Annotated in this window: 26 protein-coding genes and 1 riboswitch; of the genes, 12 read left to right on the forward strand and 14 right to left on the reverse strand. The window is 69.2% G+C overall.

Features of this window, described 5'->3' with window-relative positions; translation table 11 throughout:
- Positions 1 to 73: 73 nt before the first annotated feature.
- Complete coding sequence (locus tag ACT009_RS16485; protein ID WP_445192132.1) at positions 74 to 1,114, reverse strand: substrate-binding domain-containing protein; 1,041 nt, start codon at positions 1,112 to 1,114, stop codon at positions 74 to 76.
- A gap of 28 nt (positions 1,115 to 1,142) precedes the next feature.
- Positions 1,143 to 2,384 carry an ATP-binding protein gene (locus ACT009_RS16490; protein WP_445192133.1) on the reverse strand — a complete coding sequence of 414 codons (1,242 nt, stop codon included), beginning with the start codon at positions 2,382 to 2,384 and terminating at the stop codon, positions 1,143 to 1,145.
- A 118-nt stretch (positions 2,385 to 2,502) separates the two neighbouring features.
- Here ACT009_RS16490 and ACT009_RS16495 point away from each other — a divergent pair, with 118 nt between their 5' ends.
- The 4 genes from ACT009_RS16495 to ACT009_RS16510 are packed head-to-tail and all read left to right on the forward strand — an operon-like array spanning position 2,503 to position 5,075.
- Positions 2,503 to 2,925 (forward strand): hypothetical protein, encoded by a 423-nt coding sequence (locus tag ACT009_RS16495; RefSeq protein ID WP_445192134.1) that lies wholly within the window; start codon positions 2,503 to 2,505, stop codon positions 2,923 to 2,925.
- Between the two features lie 4 nt (positions 2,926 to 2,929).
- Positions 2,930 to 3,202, forward strand: coding sequence for an HPr-rel-A system PqqD family peptide chaperone (locus ACT009_RS16500; RefSeq protein WP_445192135.1), 273 nt, complete (start codon positions 2,930 to 2,932; stop codon positions 3,200 to 3,202).
- The gene (locus tag ACT009_RS16505; protein ID WP_445192136.1) at positions 3,199 to 4,053 is read left to right on the forward strand and encodes an HprK-related kinase A; all 855 of its coding nucleotides are present in this window, start codon (positions 3,199 to 3,201) and stop codon (positions 4,051 to 4,053) included. Before ACT009_RS16500 ends, ACT009_RS16505 begins: the two co-directional genes overlap by 4 nt.
- Entirely contained in the window at positions 4,050 to 5,075 is a 1,026-nt protein-coding gene (locus tag ACT009_RS16510) for a nucleotidyltransferase domain-containing protein (RefSeq protein ID WP_445192137.1), read from the forward strand. The genes ACT009_RS16505 and ACT009_RS16510 overlap by 4 nt, the downstream gene beginning before the upstream one ends.
- Here the strand turns inward: ACT009_RS16510 and ACT009_RS16515 are convergent.
- A complete protein-coding gene (locus ACT009_RS16515) occupies positions 5,020 to 5,697 on the reverse strand; it encodes an HAD-IA family hydrolase (RefSeq protein WP_445192138.1) in 678 nt (225 codons plus the stop codon). The two genes, ACT009_RS16510 and ACT009_RS16515, sit on opposite strands and share 56 nt — an antisense overlap.
- Positions 5,698 to 5,758: 61 nt before the next feature.
- On the opposite strand from ACT009_RS16515, the gene glmU reads away from it, so the two are divergent.
- Positions 5,759 to 7,111, forward strand: a complete 1,353-nt coding sequence (gene glmU / locus ACT009_RS16520; protein WP_445192139.1) for a bifunctional UDP-N-acetylglucosamine diphosphorylase/glucosamine-1-phosphate N-acetyltransferase GlmU — start codon at positions 5,759 to 5,761, stop codon at positions 7,109 to 7,111.
- Positions 7,112 to 7,151: 40 nt separating this feature from the next.
- A complete protein-coding gene (gene glmS, locus ACT009_RS16525; protein ID WP_445192140.1) occupies positions 7,152 to 8,975 on the forward strand; it encodes a glutamine--fructose-6-phosphate transaminase (isomerizing) in 1,824 nt (607 codons plus the stop codon).
- Positions 8,976 to 8,999: 24 nt separating this feature from the next.
- Here the strand turns inward: glmS and ACT009_RS16530 are convergent, their stop codons facing one another.
- The 3 genes from ACT009_RS16530 to ACT009_RS16540 all read right to left on the reverse strand — a co-directional run bounded on the left by ACT009_RS16530 (position 9,000) and on the right by ACT009_RS16540 (position 10,709).
- Positions 9,000 to 9,197 (reverse strand): hypothetical protein, encoded by a 198-nt coding sequence (locus ACT009_RS16530; protein ID WP_445192141.1) that lies wholly within the window; start codon positions 9,195 to 9,197, stop codon positions 9,000 to 9,002.
- Complete coding sequence (locus tag ACT009_RS16535; RefSeq protein ID WP_445192142.1) at positions 9,194 to 9,532, reverse strand: hypothetical protein; 339 nt, start codon at positions 9,530 to 9,532, stop codon at positions 9,194 to 9,196. Before ACT009_RS16535 ends, ACT009_RS16530 begins: the two co-directional genes overlap by 4 nt.
- A 166-nt stretch (positions 9,533 to 9,698) precedes the next feature.
- Positions 9,699 to 10,709 (reverse strand): spore coat protein U domain-containing protein, encoded by a 1,011-nt coding sequence (locus tag ACT009_RS16540; protein ID WP_445192143.1) that lies wholly within the window; start codon positions 10,707 to 10,709, stop codon positions 9,699 to 9,701.
- A 222-nt stretch (positions 10,710 to 10,931) separates the two neighbouring features.
- On the opposite strand from ACT009_RS16540, the gene ACT009_RS16545 reads away from it, so the two are divergent.
- Together ACT009_RS16545 and ACT009_RS16550 are read left to right on the forward strand one after the other, a co-directional pair.
- Positions 10,932 to 11,318, forward strand: a complete 387-nt coding sequence (locus ACT009_RS16545) for a response regulator (RefSeq protein ID WP_445192144.1) — start codon at positions 10,932 to 10,934, stop codon at positions 11,316 to 11,318.
- 96 nt (positions 11,319 to 11,414) lie between these two features.
- On the forward strand, positions 11,415 to 12,308 hold the full coding sequence (locus ACT009_RS16550; protein ID WP_445192145.1) for an ROK family protein: 894 nt from the start codon (positions 11,415 to 11,417) through the stop codon (positions 12,306 to 12,308).
- A gap of 83 nt (positions 12,309 to 12,391) precedes the next feature.
- Here ACT009_RS16550 and ACT009_RS16555 read toward each other — a convergent pair whose 3' ends face one another.
- The 4 genes from ACT009_RS16555 to ACT009_RS16570 all read right to left on the reverse strand — a co-directional run bounded on the left by ACT009_RS16555 (position 12,392) and on the right by ACT009_RS16570 (position 14,756).
- Positions 12,392 to 12,604 carry a hypothetical protein gene (locus tag ACT009_RS16555; protein ID WP_445192146.1) on the reverse strand — a complete coding sequence of 71 codons (213 nt, stop codon included), beginning with the start codon at positions 12,602 to 12,604 and terminating at the stop codon, positions 12,392 to 12,394.
- Between the two features lie 102 nt (positions 12,605 to 12,706).
- The gene (locus ACT009_RS16560) at positions 12,707 to 13,153 is read right to left on the reverse strand and encodes a YaiI/YqxD family protein (protein ID WP_445194129.1); all 447 of its coding nucleotides are present in this window, start codon (positions 13,151 to 13,153) and stop codon (positions 12,707 to 12,709) included.
- Between the two features lie 8 nt (positions 13,154 to 13,161).
- The gene (locus ACT009_RS16565) at positions 13,162 to 14,340 is read right to left on the reverse strand and encodes an NAD(P)/FAD-dependent oxidoreductase (RefSeq protein WP_445192147.1); all 1,179 of its coding nucleotides are present in this window, start codon (positions 14,338 to 14,340) and stop codon (positions 13,162 to 13,164) included.
- 149 nt (positions 14,341 to 14,489) lie between these two features.
- Positions 14,490 to 14,756 (reverse strand): DUF6356 family protein, encoded by a 267-nt coding sequence (locus ACT009_RS16570; RefSeq protein WP_445192148.1) that lies wholly within the window; start codon positions 14,754 to 14,756, stop codon positions 14,490 to 14,492.
- Positions 14,757 to 14,887: 131 nt separating this feature from the next.
- Between ACT009_RS16570 and ACT009_RS16575 the strand changes: the two genes are divergently transcribed.
- On the forward strand, positions 14,888 to 16,189 hold the full coding sequence (locus ACT009_RS16575; protein ID WP_445192149.1) for a dicarboxylate/amino acid:cation symporter: 1,302 nt from the start codon (positions 14,888 to 14,890) through the stop codon (positions 16,187 to 16,189).
- Between the two features lie 95 nt (positions 16,190 to 16,284).
- On the forward strand, positions 16,285 to 16,671 hold the full coding sequence (locus ACT009_RS16580) for a hypothetical protein (RefSeq protein ID WP_445192150.1): 387 nt from the start codon (positions 16,285 to 16,287) through the stop codon (positions 16,669 to 16,671).
- A 150-nt stretch (positions 16,672 to 16,821) separates the two neighbouring features.
- On the opposite strand, the gene ACT009_RS16585 is transcribed toward ACT009_RS16580, so the two are convergent.
- Together ACT009_RS16585 and ACT009_RS16590 are read right to left on the reverse strand one after the other, a co-directional pair.
- Positions 16,822 to 18,129, reverse strand: coding sequence for a hypothetical protein (locus ACT009_RS16585; RefSeq protein WP_445192151.1), 1,308 nt, complete (start codon positions 18,127 to 18,129; stop codon positions 16,822 to 16,824).
- 49 nt (positions 18,130 to 18,178) lie between these two features.
- A complete protein-coding gene (locus ACT009_RS16590; protein ID WP_445192152.1) occupies positions 18,179 to 19,693 on the reverse strand; it encodes a permease in 1,515 nt (504 codons plus the stop codon).
- A gap of 183 nt (positions 19,694 to 19,876) precedes the next feature.
- On the opposite strand from ACT009_RS16590, the gene ACT009_RS16595 reads away from it, so the two are divergent.
- Positions 19,877 to 20,554, forward strand: a complete 678-nt coding sequence (locus ACT009_RS16595; protein WP_445192153.1) for a PEPxxWA-CTERM sorting domain-containing protein — start codon at positions 19,877 to 19,879, stop codon at positions 20,552 to 20,554.
- Positions 20,555 to 20,751: 197 nt separating this feature from the next.
- Here ACT009_RS16595 and ACT009_RS16600 read toward each other — a convergent pair whose 3' ends face one another.
- A complete protein-coding gene (locus ACT009_RS16600) occupies positions 20,752 to 21,522 on the reverse strand; it encodes an energy transducer TonB (protein WP_445192154.1) in 771 nt (256 codons plus the stop codon).
- A 50-nt stretch (positions 21,523 to 21,572) separates the two neighbouring features.
- A complete protein-coding gene (locus ACT009_RS16605) occupies positions 21,573 to 21,809 on the reverse strand; it encodes a hypothetical protein (protein WP_445192155.1) in 237 nt (78 codons plus the stop codon).
- Positions 21,810 to 21,935: 126 nt separating this feature from the next.
- Between ACT009_RS16605 and ACT009_RS16610 the strand changes: the two genes are divergently transcribed.
- Complete coding sequence (locus tag ACT009_RS16610) at positions 21,936 to 22,919, forward strand: cell wall hydrolase (protein WP_445192156.1); 984 nt, start codon at positions 21,936 to 21,938, stop codon at positions 22,917 to 22,919.
- Between the two features lie 20 nt (positions 22,920 to 22,939).
- Positions 22,940 to 23,147, forward strand: a riboswitch (cobalamin riboswitch).
- Positions 23,148 to 23,205 lie beyond the last annotated feature (58 nt).

Raw genomic sequence — 23,205 nt, forward strand, 5'->3', positions numbered from 1 at the left:
GCCGTTACGCTCGTCTCGCGACTGGGCCCCGGCCTTCGCCGGGGTGGTCGAAGCGTGTGGTTCGACCAAAGGCTCACGACAGCGTCATCGGGTCGAGCGGCAGTTCGCGGGCGATGATCGCGGCGGATCGCGCGCGGACCGCGTCGGGCGCCGCGATCAGGCCGCGGCGGACCAGCGGGCCGTCGGCGCCCCATAGCGACGCATAGAGCTTCACGAAGTCGCGCAGGCCGGGGATCGCGGTCAGATGCGCCTTCTTCACGTAGATGTAGAGCGGGCGCGAGCCGGGATATCGGTTGCTCGCGATCGTCGCATAGGTCGGGACGACGCCGTTGATCCGCACGCCGTTCACTGCGGCGGCATTTTCCTCCAGGTAGCTGTAGCCGAACACGCCGATCGCATTGGGGTTCGAGGCGAGCTTCTGGACGATGAGGTTGTCGTTCTCCCCGGCATCGACATAGGCGCCGTCCTCGCGGATGCGGGTGCACAGCGCCTTGTGCGCGTCGGGGTCGGTGGCGGCGAGCGGCTTGGCGCGCGGGTCACTCTCCTCGCAGCCGCGGGTGAGGATCAGCTCGGTCAGCGCGTCGCGGGTGCCGCTGGTCGCGGGAGGGCCATAGACCTGGATCGCGGTTGCGGGCAGCGCTGGGTTGACGTCGCGCCAGGTCTGCGCGGTATTAGGGCGGCCGCCGGGCGTCGCCGCCAGCGCGCGGTAGAGATCGGCGGGGGTCAGCGACATCGCCGGACCGCGCTTCGATTCGGCGAAGGCGATGCCGTCGATCCCGACCTGGATCTCGATGACGTCGCGGACGCCGTTGCGCGCGCAGGCGGCGTATTCGACCGCCTTCATCCGCCGCGACGCGTCCTCGATATCGGGATGCGCGGCACCGATGCCGGCGCAGAACAGCTTCATCCCCGCCCCGGTGCCGGTCGATTCGATCACCGGCGCGCGGGCATCGGCGTTGCTCGCGACGAACTGTTCGGCGACGATGGTGGTGAAGGGGTAGACGGTCGACGATCCGACCGCGGTGATCTGGTCGCGCGATCCGGCGCCGCCGCCATTGGCCTGGTCCCGGCACCCCGCCAGTACCAGCCCGATCCCGAGAAGCAGAACGCGCATCGATACCCCGCCGGCGGCCGCCGGGCCGCTACACCCGAGCCTGTGTGACATCCGCGTTACCCTTTGATGACATCGCCTCCGCCGCGGGCAGGGTGACCGAAACGGTGGTGCCGACCCCGACCCGGCTGGCGATGTCGAGGCGACCGCGATGCCGTTCGGCGATGTGCTTGACGATCGCGAGACCGAGCCCGGTGCCGCCGAGCGACCGGCTGCGTCCGGCATCGACCCGGTAGAATCGCTCGGTGAGCCGCGGGATATGTTCGGGCGCAATCCCCTCGCTCTCGTCGGCGATCGACAGACGGATCGTGTTCGCGCGGTCCGCCGCCAGCCTGATCGTCACCGGCGTGCCGGCGCGTCCGTATTTCATCGCGTTGCCGATCAGGTTGTGGAGCATCTGCGACAGCTGCGCGCGGTCGCCGACGATCCCGGCCACGCCCGGATCGATCGTCGCGACGACGTCGCGTGCCCGGTCGCCCGCCGCATCGAGCAGCTCGGAACGGACGTCGGCGATCAGCAGCGCGAGGTCGACCGTCTCGGCAGGCAGACGGTATTTCTCCGCCTCGATCCGGCTCAGCGAGATCAGATCCTCGACCAGCCGCTGCATCCGCCGCGCCTCGTCGAACATCACCTTCAGGAAGCGGGTGCGGACCGCGGCGTCGTCGCCCGCCTCGTCGGTCAGCGTTTCGATGAAGCCGAGGATCGACGCCAGCGGGGTGCGCAGCTCGTGGCTCGCATTGGCGACGAAATCGACCCGCATCCGTTCGGCGGCGTAGTTGCCGGTCTGGTCGATCAGGTGGACGATCCGCGCGCCGTCCGAGGCGTTGCCGGTGCGCATCTCCCAGCGCTGATCCGGCGAGCCGAGCCCGACCAGCTCGACCGGCCGATCCGAGGCGGGCGCCGAGGAGGCGAGCCGGTCCGCCGCCGCGGGATGGCGGATCGCGACGCGGACGTCCTCGCCGACGATGTGGCTGCCGAGCAACGCGCGCGCGGCGCCGTTGCCGAAGGTGACGGTGCCGGCGCGGACCAGCAGGACCGGTTCAACGATCGCGTCGAGCACCTCGCGGACGAGGACGCTGCCATCGGCGTCTTCGGCGGGGACGGGCGGCGGGCTGTCCTCGCGGGTGCCGATCGCGGCGAGCAGCACCGCGATGCCGCCGACCAGCGTGATCGCGGCGCCGTCCAGCCGCCCGTCGACCAGGAACACCGCGAGCGCGGCGCCCGCGGCGATGATCAGGCCACCCGTCAGGCGCTGGGCGAATCGGGAGGTCATGTCGCCGCCCCTACGCGAAATCGTCGCGGGTCACACCGGGGTTCGTCCCGTCGCGGTACTTAACCCGCGATTGCCCACGATAACGCTTTGTGAAAGGAATGCGGCGCAAGGGGCCTGCATGACCGACGAGACGCGATCCGATGAGCCGGGCGAGGCTGTGGGTGAGAGTGGGGGCGTGGCGACGCGCCGCCGCGTGCTGCAGCTCGGCGCGGTCGGGGCCGGGGCGATCGTGTCGATCCGCCCGGCGCTGGCGCAAACCGCGGGATCGGTGATGAACTGCCAGATCGCGGTGCCCGACGCCGGCCGCGCGGGGCGCTATATCGCCGCCGACGGGACACTGGTGCCGTCGGGCACGCAGGGCGCGTTCGCGCCGTCACCGCGGCCGTTCAAGGCGGAAGAGATCAAGCGCGCGCTGAACGGCGCGCAGCTGCCCGGCACGACGTGGGAGAGCAACCGCGCCTATGTGAACTATATCCGCCGGCTGCAACGCGGGCAGGGCGGCTTCACCTGCTTCGCGTCGTTGCAGATGCCGCGCGGCTGAGCTCGTGCCGGTGCGGTATGCGGCACCGCCTGCCGATGCGATCCTGGCGGCGGATCTCGACGCGTTCACCGCGCTGTTCCACCGCGCGTCGGGGATCACCCACATGCTGGTCAGTCCCGCGCCCGAGATCGTCGCCGCGCTGACCGCCGAGCCGCTGTCGCTCGACGCGCTGCTCGCCGCGCTGACCCGCGACTACGACCTGGCCGATGCCGATCCTGCGGCATTGGCGGCGCGGGTCGACGAGCTGGTCGCGGCGGGGCTGCTGCGCGCGGCATGAGGCACGGCATCGCGATCCGCATCGGCCCGATCGGTTTCCGCATCGGATCGGACTGGGCACAGCCGATCGCGGCGCTGCGCGATCTCTACCGCGGCTATCCCACGCCCGACATCGCCGACTTCACCGTGCGCCTCTCCGCCGCGCGACCGTGGCGGCGCTGGGTGAGGCCGTCGGTGACGATCGGCGGCGACTATATGCTGCCCGAGGCGGCGCCACTGCCACTTGCGCAGGGGTTGCTGGCGGCGGAGATGGGGATGAACCTCCAGCTCGCGCTCGGTGGCAGACGCTATCTGCTGCTCCACGCCTCCGCGGTCGAGCGCGACGGACGGGCGGTACTGATGACCGGCGAGTCGGGGGCGGGCAAGTCGACGCTGGCGACCCTGCTCGCGGCGTCGGGATGGCGGTTCATGGGGGACGAGTTCGCGCTGGTCGACGTCGCGACGGGCGCGGTCCACGCGTTCCCGCGGCTGATCAGCCTGAAGAACGAGGCGATCGCGGCGGCGCGGGCGGCGTGGCCGGAGGGACGCTTCGGCCCGCTGCTGGCGGGAACCCCAAAGGGGGACATCCGCCACATGGTGCCCGATGCGCGCGCGATCGCGGCGATGGACGAGGCGGCGCAGCCCGCCGCGATTCTGTTCCCGCGATACGGCTTCGCGCCCGCAATCCGCGCGGTGCCGCCGAGCGAGGCGTTCGTGCGGCTGACCCAAGCGTCGACCAACTATGTCGCGCTCGGCGAGGCGGGGTTCGGGGCATTGACGGGCCTGGTGCGCGGCGTGCCGTCGATCGCGATCGACTATCCCGACGGCGCGACCGCAATCGATCAGGTCGAGCAGCTGTGGCGCGCGCTGTGACCGACGCCGCGCTGCTGGTCCGCGCGCTGCGCGATCCGTCCGGGCTGCCGCTCGAGACCGACTGGATCGCGCTGCTGACGATCGCGCGCGCCGAGCAGCTGATCGGCACGCTGGCGCATCGGCTCGCCGGACTACCGATGCCCGAGGTAGTCGCGGCGGCGTTGCACGACGCGCGCGCATCGGCGGAGGCGGGGCGTCGCGCCGCGCTGTGGGAGGCGGAGATGGCGCGGCGGGTGCTGGCGCCGATCGGGTGCCGGGTCGTGTTGCTGAAGGGGACCGCGTTCGTCGCCGCGGGGCTGTCGGCGGGGCAGGGTCGCGCGATCGGCGATCTCGATATTCTAGTGCCGCGTTCGGCGCTGCCGGCGGTCGAGGCGGCGCTGCTCGCGGGCGGGTGGGAATGGGTCAAGCCCGACCCGTATGACGACGCCTATTACCGCGATCACATGCACGAGCTGCCGCCGCTGATCCACCGCGATCGTGACCGAATGATCGACGTCCACCACACGATCCTGCCGCTGACCGCGCGGATCACCCCCGATGCCGCGGCGCTGCTGGGCGACGCACGGGATCTCGGAAACGGGCTGTACACGCTCGCGCCCGCCGACATGATCGTCCACGCCGCCGCGCACCTGCTGGCGGACGGCGACCTCGCCGGGGGGCTGCGCAATCTGTGGGACGTCCACTGCCTGATCGAGGAGTTCGGCACGGACGGTCTCGACAATCGGGCGCGGTCGCACGGGCTCGGGGTGCAGGTGCGGCAGGTAGCAAGGCTGGCGCATCAGCTGTTCGGGACCGCGATCCCGACCGACTGGACACGCCCAACCCTCGGCGATCGGCTGATCCGGCGCCGGGTGCTGGCGCGAGACGGATGGGGGCGGCCGACCCGACCGGCGACACGGCTCGCCTTCTACGTCCGCTCGCACTGGTTGCGCATGCCGCCCGCGATGCTGGCGCGGCATCTGTGGATCAAGGCGCGGCGAGGCGCTCCAGCGTCGGGATCAGCTCGTCGTAATGATCAATGATCGCGTCGGCGCCGAGTTCGGCGACCGGCTGCATCAGGAAGCCGAAGCTGCACGCGACCACCGGCAGCCCGGCGCGCTGGCCCGCCTGGACGTCGTAGATCGAGTCACCGACGAACGCCGCGGGGCCGCCGCCCGCCCGCTCGACCATCGCGCGAATCGGGGCGGGGGAGGGCTTGGCGTTGCCGGGTCCGAGCGAATCACCGCCGACGATCGCCGCGAACCGATCGGTCAGCCCGAGTTCGCCGAGCAGCCGGCGGGCGAGCGCCTCTAACTTATTGGTCATGATCGCGACCCTGGCGCCGCGCGCGACGATCGCGTCGAGCGCGTCGAGGCAGCCCGGATAGGGCCGGGTGAGGACCGCGATATTGGCCTCGTAATAGGCGAGCAGCCTGGCCTGGAGATCATCGAGCATCGCCTCGTCGTAACCGCCGCTCGCGGAGAGGCCCTGGGCGAGCATGTGCCGCGAACCGCCGCCGATCATCGGCTTGACCTGCGCCACGGACAGCGGCGCCCGGCCGGCGGCGGCGAGCGCGTGATTGACCGCGGCGGTGAGATCGCCGCTGGTATCGAGCAGGGTGCCGTCGAGATCGAAGCCGACGACCGCATATGAAAAATCGGTCATGTGGGCGGCAACTGCCACCGCACCTATGGAATTGCCAATTCAATCGTGGCAGTCGGCCGGCATGACGAACCCCCTAGCCGTGATCATCCTCGCTGCCGGCAAGGGCACGCGGATGAAGTCCGACCTTCACAAGGTGCTCCACCCGATCGCGGGACGGCCGATGCTGCTGCATCTGATCGACACGCTGGCGGCGCTGAACCCCGAGCGGATCGTCGTGGTCACGGGCGCCGGGCGCGAGCAGGTCGAGCGCGAGGTCGCGCCGCTCGGGTTCGAGACCGTCCAGCAGGCGGAGCAGCTCGGCACCGGGCATGCGGTGCGCCAGGCCGAGGCGGCGCTGGCGGGATACTCCGGCGACGTCCTCATCCTCTACGGCGACGTGCCGTTGGTGTCGGCGGCGACGATGGCGCGCATGCTCGCGGTGCTGGACCGCGACCCGCGGGCGGCGGCGGTGGTGCTCGGCTTCCGGCCCGTCGATCCTGCCGCCTATGGCCGGATCGTCGCGGACGGCGAGGGTCGCATCGCCAAGATGGTCGAATACAAGGATGCCTCGGATGCCGAGCGCGCGCTGACCTTGTGCAACTCGGGGCTGATGGCGCTGCGGGCGCCCGATTGCTGGCAGCTGCTGGCGCGGGTCGGCAACGACAATGCGGCGGGCGAGTATTACCTCCCCGACGTCGTCATGCTCGCGACCGGTGACGGGCGTGTCGCGACGGTGATCGAGACCGAGGCGGCGGAGGTGGCCGGCGTCAACAGCCGCAGCGAACTCGCCGCGCTCGAGGCGAGCTGGCAGGCGGCTCGGCGGCAGCGGGCGATGGACGACGGCGCATCGCTGATCGCGCCCGAGACGGTGTGGTTCGCGCACGACACGGTGATCGGCCGCGACGTGACGATCGGCGCCAACGTCGTGTTCGGGCCGGGCACCAAGGTCGCCGACGGCGCCACCATCCACGCGTTCAGCCATATCGAGGGCGCGACCATCGGCACGAAGGCGGAAGTCGGACCATATGCGCGGCTCCGCCCCGGTGCGGTGCTCGGCACCAAGGCCAAGGTCGGCAACTTCGTCGAGATGAAGAAGGCGGTGCTCGGCGACGGTGCCAAGGCGAGCCACCTGACCTATCTCGGCGATGCGGAAGTCGGGGCGAACGCGAACATCGGTGCGGGGACGATCACCTGCAATTACGACGGATATTTCAAATATCGCACGGTGATCGGCGAGGGCGCGTTCATTGGATCGAACAGCGCGCTGGTCGCCCCGGTCGCGATCGGCGCGGGTGCGATCGTCGGCGCAGGATCGGTGATCACCAAGGACGTCGCGGCCGATGCGCTGGCGCTGGTCCGACCGCCGCAGACCGAGCGGGCAGGTTGGGCGAAGCTGTTCCGCGAAACGATGCTCGCCCGCAAGAAGCGGGACTGAGTTAATAGTAACTGGCACCTCTGGCTGACGAGACGTTGAAATGTGTGGAATTGTCGGGATCGTGGGTCGCGAGGACGTCGCGGATCGTCTGCTCGATGGGCTCAAGCGGCTCGAATATCGCGGCTATGATTCGGCCGGTATCGCCACCGACGTCGACGGCGCGATCGATCGCCGGCGCGCCTCGGGCAAGCTCGTCAACCTGGCGCGCGAGCTCGCCGCCAACCCGCTGCCCGGCACCACCGGCATCGCGCATACCCGCTGGGCGACGCATGGCGGCCCGACCACCAACAATGCGCATCCGCACGCCACCGATCACGTCGCGGTCGTCCACAACGGCATCATCGAGAACTTCAAGCCGCTGCGCGAGGAACTGATCGCGCGCGGCCGGGTGTTCACCAGCGACACCGACACCGAAGTCGTCGCGCACCTGATCAGCGAGAAAGTCGAGGCGGGCGCCGCCCCCGCCGACGCGGTGCGCGACGTGCTGCCGCGGCTCCACGGTGCGTTCGCGCTGGCGATCCTGTTCCGCGATCATCCCGAGCTGCTGATCGGCGCGCGGCTAGGATCGCCGCTGGTGGTGGGGCATGGCGACGGCGAGACCTATCTCGGGTCGGACGCACTGGCGCTGGCGCCGCTGACCCAACGGATCGCGTATCTCGACGAGGGTGACTGGGTGGTCTGCACCCGGGACGGCGCCGAGGTGTTCGATCGCGACAACCAGCCGGTCGAGCGCGCGGTGACGATCTCGGGCGTCACCGGCGCGCTGATCGACAAGGGCAATCACCGCCACTTCATGCAGAAGGAGATCTACGAACAGCCGATCGTCGTCGCGCAGACGCTGCGCTCATACCTCCAGCGGATGGACGAGCGGATCACGCTGCCGATTCCCGATTTCAATCTGTCGACGATCAAGCGCGTCACCATCGTCGCCTGCGGCACCAGCTTCTATGCGGGGATGGTCGCCAAATACTGGTTCGAACAATTCGCGCGGGTGCCGGTCGACCTCGATGTCGCCAGCGAGTTCCGCTACCGCGCGCCGGTAATGGAGCCGGGCGGGCTGGCGCTGTTCATCTCGCAATCGGGCGAGACCGCCGACACCCTGGCCGCGCTGCGCCACGCCAAATCGGAAGGGCAGACGATCGCGGTGGTCGTCAACGTGCCGACCAGCTCGATGGCACGCGAGGCGGATCTGCTGTTGCCGACGCATGCGGGCCCGGAGATCGGGGTCGCGTCGACCAAGGCGTTCACCTGCCAGCTGGCGGTGCTCGCGGCGCTCGCGGCCAATCTGGCAAAGGCCAAGGGACGGCTGAGCGACGTCGAGGAGCGCGCGATCGTGCGCTATCTGGGCGAGGCGCCCGCCGCGTTGAACGGTGCGCTCGCCTATGACGAGGCGATCGAGGCGATGGCGCATACCATCGCGAGCGCACGCGACGTGCTGTATCTCGGCCGCGGGACCGACTATCCCTTGGCGCTCGAAGGCGCGCTGAAGCTGAAGGAGATCAGCTACATCCACGCCGAAGGCTATGCCGCGGGCGAGATGAAGCACGGCCCGATCGCGCTGATCGACGAACATGTGCCCGTCATCGTGATCGCACCGTCGGGGCCGCTGTTCGACAAGACCGTGTCGAACATGCAGGAGGTCCAGGCGCGCGGCGGCAAGGTGGTGCTGATCAGCGACTATGACGGCATCCAGGCCGCGGGCGAGGGCTGCATCGCGACGATCACGATGCCCAAGGTCCACCCGCTGATCGCGCCGCTGGTCTATGCGGTGCCGGTCCAGCTGCTCGCCTATCACGTCGCGGTGCTGAAGGGCACGGACGTCGACCAGCCGCGAAACCTGGCGAAGTCGGTGACGGTGGAGTAGCAATGCCGGGCTCGCACCCGCGCCTCAGTCGATGAAGTCGAGGTACGGCACGACGTCGTCGCTGGTCTGCAGGAAGAGCGCCGCCTGGGTATCCTCGTCCTGCCGCGCCGCCATGGCGAGGGCCTCGGCCATCGTGCCATACATCAGCGTCGTGGCACCGCCGCCCTGCGCCTCGGCAAGGTGATAGAGCCGGACCGACACGGCATCCGACACCGTCCTCATGACGGCGAGGCAGGCGTGTCGCCCTGGCTGAAATCCTCGATCAGGTGCAGCGACTTGCCGAGGAAGCTGCGCACCGCGGCGAGCCCCAGCGCGCGCAGCTTCACCCGGTCGCCCTCGATGCCGATGTGCGAGACACCTTCGAGGTGGTTGAGCCAGCGGCCGGTGACCGCGGGATTGCTGTTGCCGATCGTCAGGATCGTCGTGCGGTCGACCGAGCCGTGCTCGGCATGCGCGACGAACAGGTTGAGCAGGATTTCGAGCGGGTGATCGAGGACGCTGTACGCCTTGAACTGGTCGCGCCGGATCGCGTGGAGCGAGAGGATCAGGATAGCCACGCGACGACGGTCGGAATCGGTAATCATGGCCACTTTCGCGTCGGTTGCGCTCGTCCCGCCAGGAGCAGGATCGGTGGGGGCCCGATAGGGGGCGATGCTAATCACCGTCAACCTGCAAGGTCATGATGCCGGACCTAGTCCCGTCGCGCGTCGCCGTCCGCCATGGTCATTTCACGAGGTAGGGAACCGAGATGCTGAGCGACGACGAGGGCGCCATGCTCCCCTTGGGGCTGAAGCGCACATGCGTCACCGCGCCCTGGCTGGCGGTGTTGCCGACGACCGGCACATAGCCCCAGGTCGCGCCGCCATCGGACGAGAATTCGACGTCGTCGGTGAGAGTCGACGGGCTCACATAGCTGACGGTGAGTGCGGACGGGGTACTGCCCTGGGTCGTCTGCACCACCGCGCCGGACCCGGTGCCGTCGCCGTCGAGCGCCAGGATCGTGCCTGCGCCGGTCGGCAATGCGAGGCGCAGGGTATTGAGATCGAGCGCGACGATGTCCGGGTTGACGACGGTCAGCGCGGTGCGGCGGCGGCTGAGCGGGATCGCCTTGGGGGCGGTAGTGGCGGAGACGGGATCCCAGGTGGTCACCGAGGAGATCGTCACCGTGGCGGGCTTCGCCGCGACCTCGAGCTTGAAGTTGATCGTCGCGGTCTTGCTGTCGCTGTCGAGCGTGCCGATGCAGGCGTTCAGCGCGCCGATCAGCGAGCAGAAATACCAGTCCCATTTGATCGTGACGCTGCCGGTATAGGTGCCGGGCGCGATCGTCTGGCCGGCGGACAGTTTGACATAGACCGGTACGTTGACCGCGCCGGGCCCCAGCAGGCCGAGGACATTGAGGACGGTGCCGTTGACGTAATAGAAGGCGGTGCCGGGCACGAGCGGCGAACCGCCGGTCGATCCGGCGGACAGCGTGTAGCCGACGCTGTCCGTGGTCGTGGTGGAGGTGAGCTTCAGCGTCGATCCCGATGCGACGGTCGCCTTCAGATAATCGCCCGCCAGCAGCGTCGCGACCGGCGGCGTGGGGCAGGAGAAGCCGCCGGACACGCCCATATAGGGCGGTGCGCCGGCCTTCAGCGCTGCCGGGGACTGGCCACCCAGATCGCCGCTGGTGGTCGCCGCGACGCCGCACGCAGCGTGCGCGGTGCCGGCCACCGTCGTGCCGGCGAGCAGCATCAGGCACCGCCACGCGTTTCGAAAACCCCGGCCTTCCAACACTTTGTCCGCCCCTCTCGACACCCGTCGTGCCGGAGATGCGCGCGCATGCTTAAACAAGGGTTATGGAACCGTAACGGGGTTCATCGTGGTTCCAGATCGGCTGTCGATCTTTTCGGTGGATTTTCGCGATCTTTTCTCGATAGTCCCGCGCGACGCGATTTAGATCGATGGGATACCGTCATGGATAGAACGATACTGGTCGTCGAGGACGAGCCCACCGTCCTGATGTTTCTCGAAGAGGCGCTGGCGGAGGGTGGCTACGGCGTGGTCAGCGCGCGGAGCGGCGGCGAGGCGTTGAACATCCTGGGCGACGGGCTCAGCGACTTCTCGTTGTTGGTCGCCGACATCCGCATTGGTGACGGGCTCGACGGCTGGGAGATCGCGCGATGCGCGCGCGAGATCATCCCCGACCTGCCGATCGTCTACGTCACGGGCGACAGCGCGCTTTCCTGGTCGGAGGAGGGGGTGCCGAACAGCCTGTTGCTGCAGAAGCCGTTCGATCGCTCGCAGCTCGAGGGAGCGATCGAGACGCTGCTCTCCCGGTCCGAGTCGCCCGCCGGCGGCTGACGCTGCGGCATCCGCGGCTTTACCCATCGCGCAAACTTTGCCATCGGACCCGCCGAGCGGGACCGATCGTCGCGCGCTGAAGAGGATTGCGACCCGATGGTCGAAACGCCGCTGATCGCCGGGATCGAACTCGGGGGTACGAAGATCAACTGCATCCTCGCGCGCGGGCCCGAGGACATCCTCGACGAGGTACGCATCCCGACGACCCGGCCCGACGAGACGCTGGCGGCGGTGGAGGCGGTGCTGGACCGCTGGCGCGGCTTCGTCGCACTGGGCATCGCGAGCTTCGGCCCCGTATCGATCGATCACAGCGCGGGCGATTACGGTCACATCACCTCGACCCCCAAGCCCGGCTGGGCGGGGACGGACGTCGCGCGGCGGCTGGAGCGGCATGCGGGCGTGCCGACCGGCTTCCACACCGACGTGGTCGGCGCGGCGCTGGCGGAAGCGCGATGGGGCGCGGCGAAGGGGCTGGCGGACGTCGCCTATGTCACCGTCGGCACGGGTATCGGGGTCGGACTGATCGCGGGCGGTCGACCGGTCGACGGGCTGACCCACGCCGAATTCGGCCATATCCGCCCGGTCCGCGCACCGGGCGACGACTGGGTCGGCAACTGCCCGTTCCACGGCGCCTGCATGGAGGGCCTTGCCGCGGGCACCGCGATCGCCGCGCGGACCGGCCAGCCGGCATCCGAATTAGGTGCGGACCATCCGGCCTGGAACGGCGTGGCGCATGCACTGGGACAATTGCTCCACACGCTGGTGCTGACGGGGGTGCCGAGGCGGATCGTCATGGGCGGCGGTGTCATGGTCGGCACCACGCACCTGTTCCCGCGCGTGCGCGCCGCGATGACCAAGAGCCTGGCCGGCTATGTCGCGCTGCCGGAGGTCGCGTTGGCGGACACCTTCGTGGTGCCGCCGGCGCTTGGCGGGAACGCCGGGCCGCTCGGCGCGATCCTGTTGGGCGAACAGGCGTTGCTCAACGGTTGAGGCCGCGAAGCCAAGAGCAGCGCGATCCCGGCTCGAGGCCGGGGTGACGAATTGTATCGATCTAGCGACTCCAGCCCGGCGACCTATTCCGCGCCGCCGAGTTCCTGCGCCGCCTGGCGCTTGCGCCAGCGCTTGAAAACCTTTTCCTGCTCGGGCGTGGCACGGCGATAGCCATAATAATCGGGCACCATCAGCTTCTTACAGCGTCCGCAGGTGGTCCAGCCGCTATACGGGCCGGTCTTGCCGCGCGAGCGAATCGGCTTGTGGCCGAACAAAGAGCACCAGATCCGCTTCATCTATCGTCCCACCGATCGAGTGACGCTTCTAGCGTATCCGCCATTGTTCGCACCCGCAACATTGTGCCCTCCCTAATGGGTTTGTGCCGGTCTGACACGCCCTCATCCTCGCTTCAGCCGAACTAGGGCAGCGTCCAGCGCGGAGAGGAAGCGCGATCGATCGGTCTTGGCGAACGGTGCCGGGCCGCCGACGATGTCGCCGCCGGCGCGCAGATCGGCCATGATCGCGCGAGTCGCGATGGCGCCGCCGATTGAGGCGGCGGTAAACGGCTTACCGGTTGGCGCGAGCACTGTGGCGCCGGCTTTCAGCGCGCGATCGGCGAGTAGGATGTCGGCGGTGACGACGATCGCACGCGGATCGGCCGCCTCGGCGATCCAGTCATCGGCCGCGTCGAACCCGTCGCTGACGACGACGCGGTCGATCAGCGGGTGGACCGGCACGCGGAAATGGCTGTTGCTGACGATCGTCACCGGCACCTCGTGCCGCCACGCGACCTTGTAGATCTCGTCCTTCACCGGGCAGGCGTCGGCGTCGACGAGGATGCGGATCGGGCCGGTCACAATGCCTGCCCCGCGGCCCAGCCGCTCGCCCAGGCCCATTGAAAGTTGTAGCCGCCGAGCCAACCGGTGACGTCGACCGCTTCGCCGATCGCGTAGAGGCCGGGCATGCGCCGCGCGGCCATGGTCTGCGACGACAGGTCCGCGGTGGCGATGCCACCGCTGGTGACCTCGGCCTTGGCATAGCCTTCGCTGCCGTTGGGGGTGAACGACCAGGCGGCGAGGCTGCGGCCGGCGTCGGCGAGGCGACGATCCGTCTGCGCGCCGAGTTCGCCGGGCAGCGAAAGCCGATCGGCGAGCGTTTCCGCCAGCCGATCGGGCAGCGCGCCGGCGAGCGTTCGGCGCAGCGTCGTGCGGGGAGCGGTGCGCTTGGCGGTCACCAGCCAGTCGGGCGCGGCATCGGGGACGAAGTCGATCGCGATCGCGTCGCCGTGGCGCCAATAGGAGGAGATCTGCAGGATCGCGGGGCCGGACAGGCCGCGGTGCGTGAACAGCGCGGCTTCACGGAAGCGGGTCTTGCCCGCGGACGCCACGACGGGCGCGGCGACCCCCGACAATTCGCGGAACAGCAGGTCGTCGGCACCGAGCGTCAGCGGCACCAGAGCGGGGCGTGGCTCGACGATCTTGAGGCCGAACCGGCGCGCGACGTCGTAGGCGAAACCGGTCGCGCCCATCTTGGGGATCGACGGCCCGCCGGTCGCGAGCACCAACGCCGGTGCCCTCGCCTGGCGATCGCCGAACGCGACGCGGTATCCGGTGCCGTCGTGCGCGACGTCGGCGATCGGGTGGCCGAGCATGAGGTCGACCGAGCCGGCGGTGCATTCGTCGAGCAGCATTGCGACGATCTGCCGCGCCGATCCGTCGCAGAACAATTGGCCGAGCGTCTTCTCGTGCCAGGCGATGCGATGACGATCGACCAGCCCGATGAAATCCTGCGCGGTGTAGCGGCCGAGCGCCGATTTCGCGAAATGCTTGTTGGCGGAAAGGTAGCGATCGGGCGCGGAGTGGAGGTTGGTAAAATTGCACCGGCCGCCGCCCGAGATCAGGATCTTCTTGCCGGCCTCATCGGCATGATCGACCAGCAGCACGCGCCGCCCGCGCTGGCCGGCGACCGCCGCGCACATGAGGCCCGCGGCGCCCGCACCGAGGATGATGGCGTCGTAAGCGTCCTTTGGCATGGGGCGGCTCTAGCGGGTGGGGGCGGGGGCGTCCAATCGGGTGCGTGCGCTCATTGTGTCCCCGCGAAGGCGGGGACCCAGTACTGGGCTCCCGCCTTCGCGGGAGCACAACTGAGCGGACGAGCAATGTACCCGTGCTGCCTAACCCCTCAGATCTCGTATTCGAGCTGCCAGTCGGGTTCGTCGAAGGCGGGGCGGCGGGTGGCGTGGTTGGGTTGGCGCGCCTTCATCTCGGCGTAGAGCCGCTTGATCGTGGTGCTGCCGGTGCGGACGCAGAGCGAGGGGAGGACCGCATGGACCAGGCAGGCGACGCCGCCGAGCATCATCCGCGCGCCGATCCGCGACGCCGCCACCGCGTGCTCGGCATAGCTTTCGCCAACGCTGCGGGGGTGCTGGAACAGCAGTCGGTCGATCATGCGGTCAATCCTTGTCGCGCTCGGAATACGGCACCCCTCTTACAGCAGGTCGGGCGCGTTCCCAATTACGGCTTCTACGTAGGACAGCCTTGATAGCTGGCCAAGTCGATCGAGCGAGCTAGGGTATGCAGATGACCAGGCGCTTTCCGTTCTCCGCACAGGTGCTCGTCGGCATGGCCGTCGGGCTCGCCCTCGGCTTCTTCGCCCGCTCGCTCGATCCCGCCAGCCCCGCGGCCATGGGAATCGCGGAGGGCTTGCGGATCGTCGGCGACAGCTTCGTCCAGTTGCTGAAGGCGATGGTGGTGCCGCTGGTGTTCACCGCGATCGTCGCGTCGATCGCGGCGCTGCGTGATCTCGGCGACGCGGCCAAGCTGGTGACCAGCACGCTGCTGTGGTTCGCGATCACCGCGCTGATCGCGGTGACGATCGGGCTGGCGCTCGGCACGATCATCCAGCCGGGCCTCCACGCCGGGATCGAGACGGCCGCAGCGGTCCGGCCGTCGACCACGGGCTCCTGGCTCGATTTCTTGCGCGGGCTGATCCCCGCCAACATCCTGGGCATCGGCGCGTCGACCAAGATCGTCGACGGCGAGGCGACCACCGCGCTGTCGTTCAACGTGCTGCAGCTGATCGTGATCGCGATCGCGGTCGGCGCGGCGGCGGTGAAGGTCGGCGATGCCGGTGCGCCGTTCCTCACCTTCAACGCCTCCGCGCTGGCGATCTTCCGCCGGATCCTGCGCTGGGTGATCGCATTGACGCCGATCGGCAGCGCGGCGCTGATCGGGCATGCGATCGTCGCCTATGGCTGGGCGTCGCTATCGGCGCTGGGGGCGTTCGCGGGGGCGGTGTATATCGGCCTCGCGCTGGTGCTGTTCGTGGTCTACCCGCTGCTGCTGCGGAGCCAGGGGCTCGGCGTGCGGCAGTTCTTTGCCGACGCATGGCCCGCGATCCAGCTCGGCTTCGTGTCGCGATCCTCGATCGGGACGTTGCCGGTCACCGAGGAAGCGGTCGAGCGGATCGGGGTGTCGCGCAGCTATGCAGCGTTCGCAGTGCCGTTCGCGGCCACCACCAAGATGGACGGCTGCGCGGCGATCTACCCGGCGGTGTCGGCGCTGTTCGTGGCACAATATTTCAATGTTCCGCTGCACGTGACCGATTACCTGCTGATCGTCGCGGTGTCGGTGATCGGGTCGGCGGCGACCGCCGGCCTGACGGGGGCGGTGGTGATGCTGACGCTGACGCTGACGACGCTCGGCCTGCCGCTGGAGGGGGCGGGGCTGCTGCTCGCGATCGACCCGATTCTCGACATGGGTCGGACCGCGGTGAACGTCGCGGGGCAGGCGCTGGTGCCGACGATCGTCGCCAAGCGGCACGGCCTGCTCGAGGTGCGGGAAGCAGCGCCAATGGCGACCGCGGCGTTGCAGGTCGCGTGACGCGCACGGCGGGGCCAACCAACTAATTCGGGGCGATACTCACCCGCATTGGCTCTTTAACTCGTCGTTATCCCAGCGGGCTCGACAGCGGGGACATGCTCGCAAACTTCTCCATCGATATCGACCCCGCCCAGTCGGTGGTCCGCATCACCTTAAGTGGTTTCTTCGGCGCCGCCGACGTCACCAGCTTCGCCGAGGCGCAGATGAAGGCCTATGCAGCGCTGCCGAAGACGAGTGAGCGCCACCTGACCTTGTGCGACATCTCCGCCTGCAAGATCCAGTTGCAGGAGGTGGTCGATGCGTTTCGACGGTTGCTTGAGGATCCGGCACTGATGTCGCGGCGGATCGCGTTCGTGACGGGCAATTCACCCGCCAAGATGCAGATCCGGCGGATGGTCCACCGCGACACCGCCCGCGCGTTCGAGCGGATGCAGGACGCCGAGCGCTGGCTGCTCGCGTGCGAGACCCGCGCGGCTGCTTGAAGGCCCATTCGGCGCGTCCTCCCCTGCATGGGAGGTGGCTGGCGTCAGCCAGACTGAGGGGTGAACCGCCATCCGGAGAAGGCGTCACCCCTCCGTCAGGGCTGCGCCCTGCCACCTCCCCTTGCAGGGGAGGATGATCACCGAGCCGGTCTAGCGAATAGCCTCCCGCGCCAGCACCGCATCGATGCCGGCGACCATCGCGGCGTAGCGTGGGTCCTGGACGCTGCCGTAGCGCTTGATAAAGTCGGCATTGGTCAGCCGCTCGCGCCGGCTCAGCAGGGATTCCGGCAGGATGTTCGCGGGGGTCGCGCGGGCGAGGAGCGCGCCGATCCGTGCGGCGTTGTCAGGGTCCGCCGCCGCCTGCGCGATCGTGAACCCCGAGCGATCGGCGGAAAGATCGACGAAGGAGAAGCCAGTCGGATCGCCGACCGCAAATTCGGATTGCTGCGCCAGGCTGTCGGCAAGTTCCTTCCACTCGCCCAGCGCCTGCGCCAACTGCCCGCCGGCGCCCGCCGACAGCGCGGCCGACAACGCCCAATGCTTCGACAGGTCGGCGCGACCGTGGATGGCGACGACCACGGGTTCGATCCGGCAGCTCGCGGTCGCGGCCTGTGCGCCCCCCGCCAGATCGCCTGCGCGCGGATCGACCAGCAGCATCGCCAGTGCGACGAAGGCGGCGCGGTTATAGGCGGCGGGGTTCGCCTGGGCCGCGGCGCCGGCGAACGCGCGGTTGACGTGGCGGGCGAGATCGTCGCTGGGATAGCGGCGCTGCGCGGCGGCGAGGCCACAATAGAGCCGCTTCACCGCAACGCTGTCGACCGGGTCCTTTTCGAGCTTGGCGATGCGGTTGGCCAGCATGTCGCGCGGCGGCAGCGCGATGATCGCGCCGACCGCGTCGCGGCCGACCGTCACCGACCGTACCAGCTTGTCGAGCGGCGGCAGCGCCAACCCGCGGCGATTCGCGGCGTAGCGAAGCAGGTCGACGACGCGGCGGCTCATCGCCGGTGACAGGTCGATCGATCCGAAACGGAGGCGGATCGGCGGGAAACCCTTGCTGGTGCCGTCGGTCACCAGCTGCAGGTTGAGCCAGCGGCCGAACCACAGGGGGCGGCTGGCGGTGACGGTCATCACCCCGCCGCGTACCTCCAGCGCCAGCCGATCGGGCTCAAAGCCGTTGCTGACCAGCGCGCCGATGCCGTCGAGCTCGGCGCGCCCGAAGCGCACCGCATTGCCCTGCGGCAGCGGGACTCCGCCGGGCTGGAGCTGCGCGACCGCGGCGCGGCCGGCGCCGACCTGTTCCGCGATCACGGTGCCGCGCGCCGCGACCCAGGGCGACCGACTGGTCATCGCGAGCAGCAGGACGAGCGCGATTCCGACCAGGATCGCAAGGATCGAAGGCCATCGCCGCCGTCGCGTAACGGGGGGAGCGGCCTGATCGGCCGGGGGCGCGGTGAACATCGCGGTGCGCCTAGGGATTTAGCGGCGCGCGGGCAATTGCGATCCGCGGTCAGGGCGTTGTGCGGGGTGCAGTTCGGGGCGCGGCGCGAGCGATGAAGGGGAGGAAAACGACCGCCGCAAGGCTCAGCGTGCCCGACAGGGTGAAGAATCCGTCCCAGCCGATCTGCCTCTGGATGCTGCCTCCGGCGCCCGCGAGCAACCGCGGCAGCAGAAAGGCGAAGCCCGACAGGAACGCATATTGTGCCGCGGGGTAGCGCGGGTTCACCAGCATCGACAAATAGACGACGAACACCGCGCCTTCGAGCCCGTGCGCGAACTGATCGAGCGCGGTGGCGATGTAGATGACATGGCCGGCAGGCGGGGCATACCAGAGCCACACGAAGATCCAGTTGCCCAACGCCGATCCGACCGCGCCGATCGCCAGCGCCCAGAACAGCCTCAGCCGCACCGCAAGCCAGGCGCCGAGCGCGACCCCCGCCATGCTCGACGGCAGTGCCACCGCGCCGTCGGCTATTCCCATCGTCGTCAGGTCGTAGCCCGCGGCGATCTGCAATGGCTTCGACAGCGCAAGGGTCAGCACGTCGCCCATCCGGTAGAAGGTGACGAAGCCGAGGATCGGCAGAGCTCGGTAGCCGAACCGCCAGAAGATATCGACATAGGGGCCGATGATCGTCGAGCGGCGCGCGAAGGCGGTCTCCGGCAGGCGGACGATCCGGGGCAGCGCCACCGCCATCGCGACGAAGGGCAGGAGGCAGACGACCAGCACCGCGCGGGTGGCGTCGGTCTTGGCACCGATGCCGGCAGCGTCGGCGAGGCCCAGGACCAGATAGCCGACGACCGCGGTGATGATCAGCGAGCCGCCGAGCAGCGCCGCCGCCGCGCCGAGGCCGGTCGCGAGCGCGCCGCTGCGGCTGCCGATGCGATCGGGGGCGGGGCGCATCGCAGCGAGGATCGGCAATGGCAGGAACGCGCCCGCGGCGATCGCGAGATAGGCCCAGGTCCAGTTGGCATGATCCGCGACGATCAGCGCGCCGCTGCCCGCCGCGACCATCGCGCTGCGGTATCCCCATAGGTTGGCGGCGACCAGCGGGCCCTGTTCGGCGGGGGTCGGCGCGAGCTCGATCCGCCAGGCATCGGCGGCGACCTCCAGCGTCGTCGTCCAGAAGGCGAGCAGCACCGCGAACAGCGCGGTGACCGGCAGGCTGGCGTCGCCCGAGGTGAAGGCCATCGCGACCATCGACGCGAAGATGCCGAGCTGTGCGACCATGATCCAGCCGAGCCGCTTGCCGAAGAAGCGACCGAAGCCGGGCACCGCATAACGATCGAGCAGCGGCGCCCAGGCGAACTTGAAGGTCGGCAGCAGCTGCACCCAGCCGAAGAAGCCGATGATCACGAGATCGACGCCGTGCGTGGTCAGCCGCGCCGAGAGCACGGTGGAGAACATGTAATAGGGCAGGCCCGCGGAGAAGCCGAGCAGGCCGAACAGCAACAGGCGGGTCGCGGGGGCGGTGGCTGGCGTGATCGGTGCGGGGGTCGGCACGGCGGTCGCGGCTTCGGCGCTCATTCGGAAATCCGGCCAGAGGAACGGCACCGTCCGACCGCGAACGCAAATAGTCAATTAGCTGACCATTCGGATCGTGCGACGAACCGACGTCGGCCCAGCTTATTTTTAGCTGGACGCATCTTGGTTAACAGTTAATTCACCTAGGATGTAAGTCCCGGCCGATCGTCGGGTATCGGAGGTCCCATGAAGAACTTGCTCCTCGCGGCCGCACTGGCCTTCGTGCCCACCGCGTCACAGGCGGCGGTGACGATCAACTTCTCCGGCGTGACCTTCGCGTACGACCCGAGCCAGCCGCAGATCGGATCCTACGAGGAAGTGACCGCATCGGACGGAAGCTCCTCGACCTCGATCGACACCGGCCCCCAGGACGTGTCGGGCAGCCTCATCATCGACACCGCGCTGGCGGGGGCCAATGGCGCGACGCCGCCCGATGCGTTGTATAGCGGCAAGAATTTCATCAAGCTGACCTTCGCAAGCAGTGGCGTGACGCCGACCGTGCTGACCGGAGTATCCAGCGAGCAGTCGATCGACAGTGTCGACGGATCCTTGACGTTCCGGCTCTTCGACGAAGCCGACCGCTATGCATATACCTTCCAGCTTTTCGGTATCGAGCCGATCCCGACAAGCATCTTCGACGGTATCTTGCTGCCCGACTTCACCAAGGCCGATAGCCTGTTCTTCGTTGCCGTCAGTGGCCAGGATGTGGGTGACACGTCGGTTCTTCGGGTATCGTCCGGGTTCGTGACCGCGATCGCACAGACCGTGCCGGAACCCGCGACCTGGGCGATGATGCTGGTGGGCTTCGGGCTGGTCGGTACGGCGCTGCGTCGCCGCGAGCGGATCACGGTGCGGTTCGCCTGAACGCGGGGACCGGGTCGCCTTCGGTCGGGATCGTACGCATCGGGTGATCCTCTCCTTGCAGGGGGAGGTGGCAGAGCATAGCCCTGACGGAGGGGGGACACCTATCCGGATAGCGGGTCACCCCTCCGTCTGGCTGACGCCAGCCACCTCCCCTTGCAGGGGAGGATCGACGGCGGCCGCACTTGGATAATTCGACCCTAACGCTCCCCGTCGTCGTCGCGGTCATCGTCGCGCCGGTGCAGCGTCCAGCGGTGCTCGCCGGTGACGATATCGGGGATCGGCCTTCCGCGTGAGTCCAGCGTCGGGCGGTAGCGCAGACGCTGCTCGATCAGGCGGCAGGTCGCCTCGTCGAGACCGCGGTCGCCGCTCGACCTCGTGACGACGCAGTCGCTGACGCGGCCCTTGATGCCGACCACGAAGCGAAGGCCGACGACCCCTTCGATCCCCGCGGCGAGCGCGGCGCGGGGGTAGTCACGGTCCTCGAGGCTTCCCGACACCAGGCGCAGCGGGGTGCCGCCGTCACCATCGCCCGCGCCGCCGCCACCGCGCCCGTCCCCCTCGCCACCGCTGCCGGTGCCCGGACCCGCCACCGGCGCCGCGCCGGCCGATGGGGCGGCGCCGTTCCCGGCGATCGGTGCTGTCACCATCACCGGCGGGGTCGGGAGCGTGATCACCGGCACGGGTGCGACGAGCGGGGTCGGGTCGGCAACCAGGTTCGGTGCCGACGCCGCGCCGGCGCGGCGCGCGTGAGGACGTTGCCGTGGCGGGGGCGGCGTCACACGGGGCGGGGGCTGCGGCGGGCGGAGATCGACCAGCGTCAAGGCCCGGTCGATCGTGGTCGGCAGCGTCACCCGCAGGCCGACGACCAGCGCATAGCCGAGCAACAGGTGCGCCGTGACCGCGAGCGCCAGCCCGCGCAATCTCTCGCGCCGGTCCGATCCGTCGGGACAAGGCTGGACGTACGACATCGCGGCTGCATGGAAGGTGGCGCCTGTACCCCGCCTTGCCAAGCGGGAGGTCAGCGCTCGCCGGCGCCGATCTCCTGCGATCGCTTGGCGAGTTTTAGCGCCTCGTCGATCAGTTCCGCGGCAAAGGTGGTTTGGGCCGTGCTCACCGCGAGCGCCACGCAATTGGACGCCTCATGACGTAGGCGAGCTGCTCTCGAGCGCTTCTTTTCCGGAACATTCATACGCAACACGAAGAATAGAAAGCGTCCGTCGGTTCCGGGTTCCCGGTGGTGCGCCGAAGCGTTCACGGCTCGTCGCATTCGCGGATGGCGGCCGGCCGGCTGTACCGAAGCGGGATCGCAACCGGTGGTTCCACGGCGGTGGCAAGCCGCTAAGGACGCATGTCGTCGATTGAAGGGAGCAGGATGCCCGCCGTGTCTGTTGCCCGCCCGCATCCGTTCCGCCGCAATGCGGCGGCGGTTGCATGTGCGCTCGCGGCGCTGACCGGCCTCACCAATTGCAAGCGGAGCGAGCCTGCCCCGGCACGCGAGCGGGTCGAGCGCACGGTGCCCGCGCCGATCGCGCAGCCGGTGCCGGTGATCGCGCCGGTCGAATACCGCCCGGTCACGGTCGACGAGGCGCTGAAGATCAACGCCGAGCCCGTCGTGCCCGAGCGCGCCGGGCCAGCAGCGCGGCCGTTCCTGGTGGCGCGTCCGGGCGCCGCGCTCGATTGCCTGACCAGCGCGGTCTATTACGAGGCGGCGTCCGAGGGCGACGACGGCGAGCGTGCGGTCGCGCAGGTAGTGCTGAACCGAGTGCGTCACCCGGCGTTCCCGGCCTCGGTCTGCGGGGTCGTCTACCAGGGCGCGGAGCGGACGACGGGGTGCCAGTTCACCTTCGCGTGCGACGGCGCGCTGCTGCGGGTGCCGTCCGCGCGCGGCTGGCAGCGCGCGCGCCGGATCGCGAGCGAGGCGCTGAAGGGGTATGTGTTCAAACCGGTCGGCGTCTCGACGCATTATCACGCGAACTGGGTGGTGCCCTATTGGGCGAGCAGCCTGGATCGCGCGGCGACGATCGGAGTACACATCTTCTACCGGTGGAGCGGCGGCTGGGGAACGCCGCGTGCGTTTTTTCAACGTTATGCCGGGATCGAGCCCGACATCAGCGCCTCGATCGCGCGGTGGACCAAGGTGGGGGCGCCGGGCACGACGGCGCTAGGCCAAGCGGGGACGCCGATGCTGCTCGAGGACGAGAAGCTGCTCGCGGCGAAGCCGACCAGGCCGGTCAAGCCGCAGATCCTGGCCGCCGACCTGGAATCCGGGGGACTGGTCGCGGACCTGCGCAAGCCGCCGAAGCTGGAGGCGGACCGCCGCAGCCCCAAGCTGACGATCGACGCCGACCGCCCGCGGCCGCATTGACCTGATCCTGGACCGGCCCTAAGCGCCGCCGGGTGAACGGTCCCCGTCAAAGGGGTCAAAATGGGAAGCCGGTGCGCGGGGCTAACGTCCGCAAGACCGGCGCTGTACCCGCAACTGTGACCGGCGAGCGGTCTCCTCAATCAGCCACTGGGTCCTTTCGACCTGGGAAGGCGAGGGGGCTCGCGACGACCCGGAAGTCAGGAGACCTGCCTTTCACGGTCGATCCACTGCGCGGGCGGGAGCTCCCGGGCGGACGAGGGACCTCCTCGAGCGAGCGACATCCGCC

Source organism: Sphingomonas sp. Tas61C01, assembly GCF_052567495.1.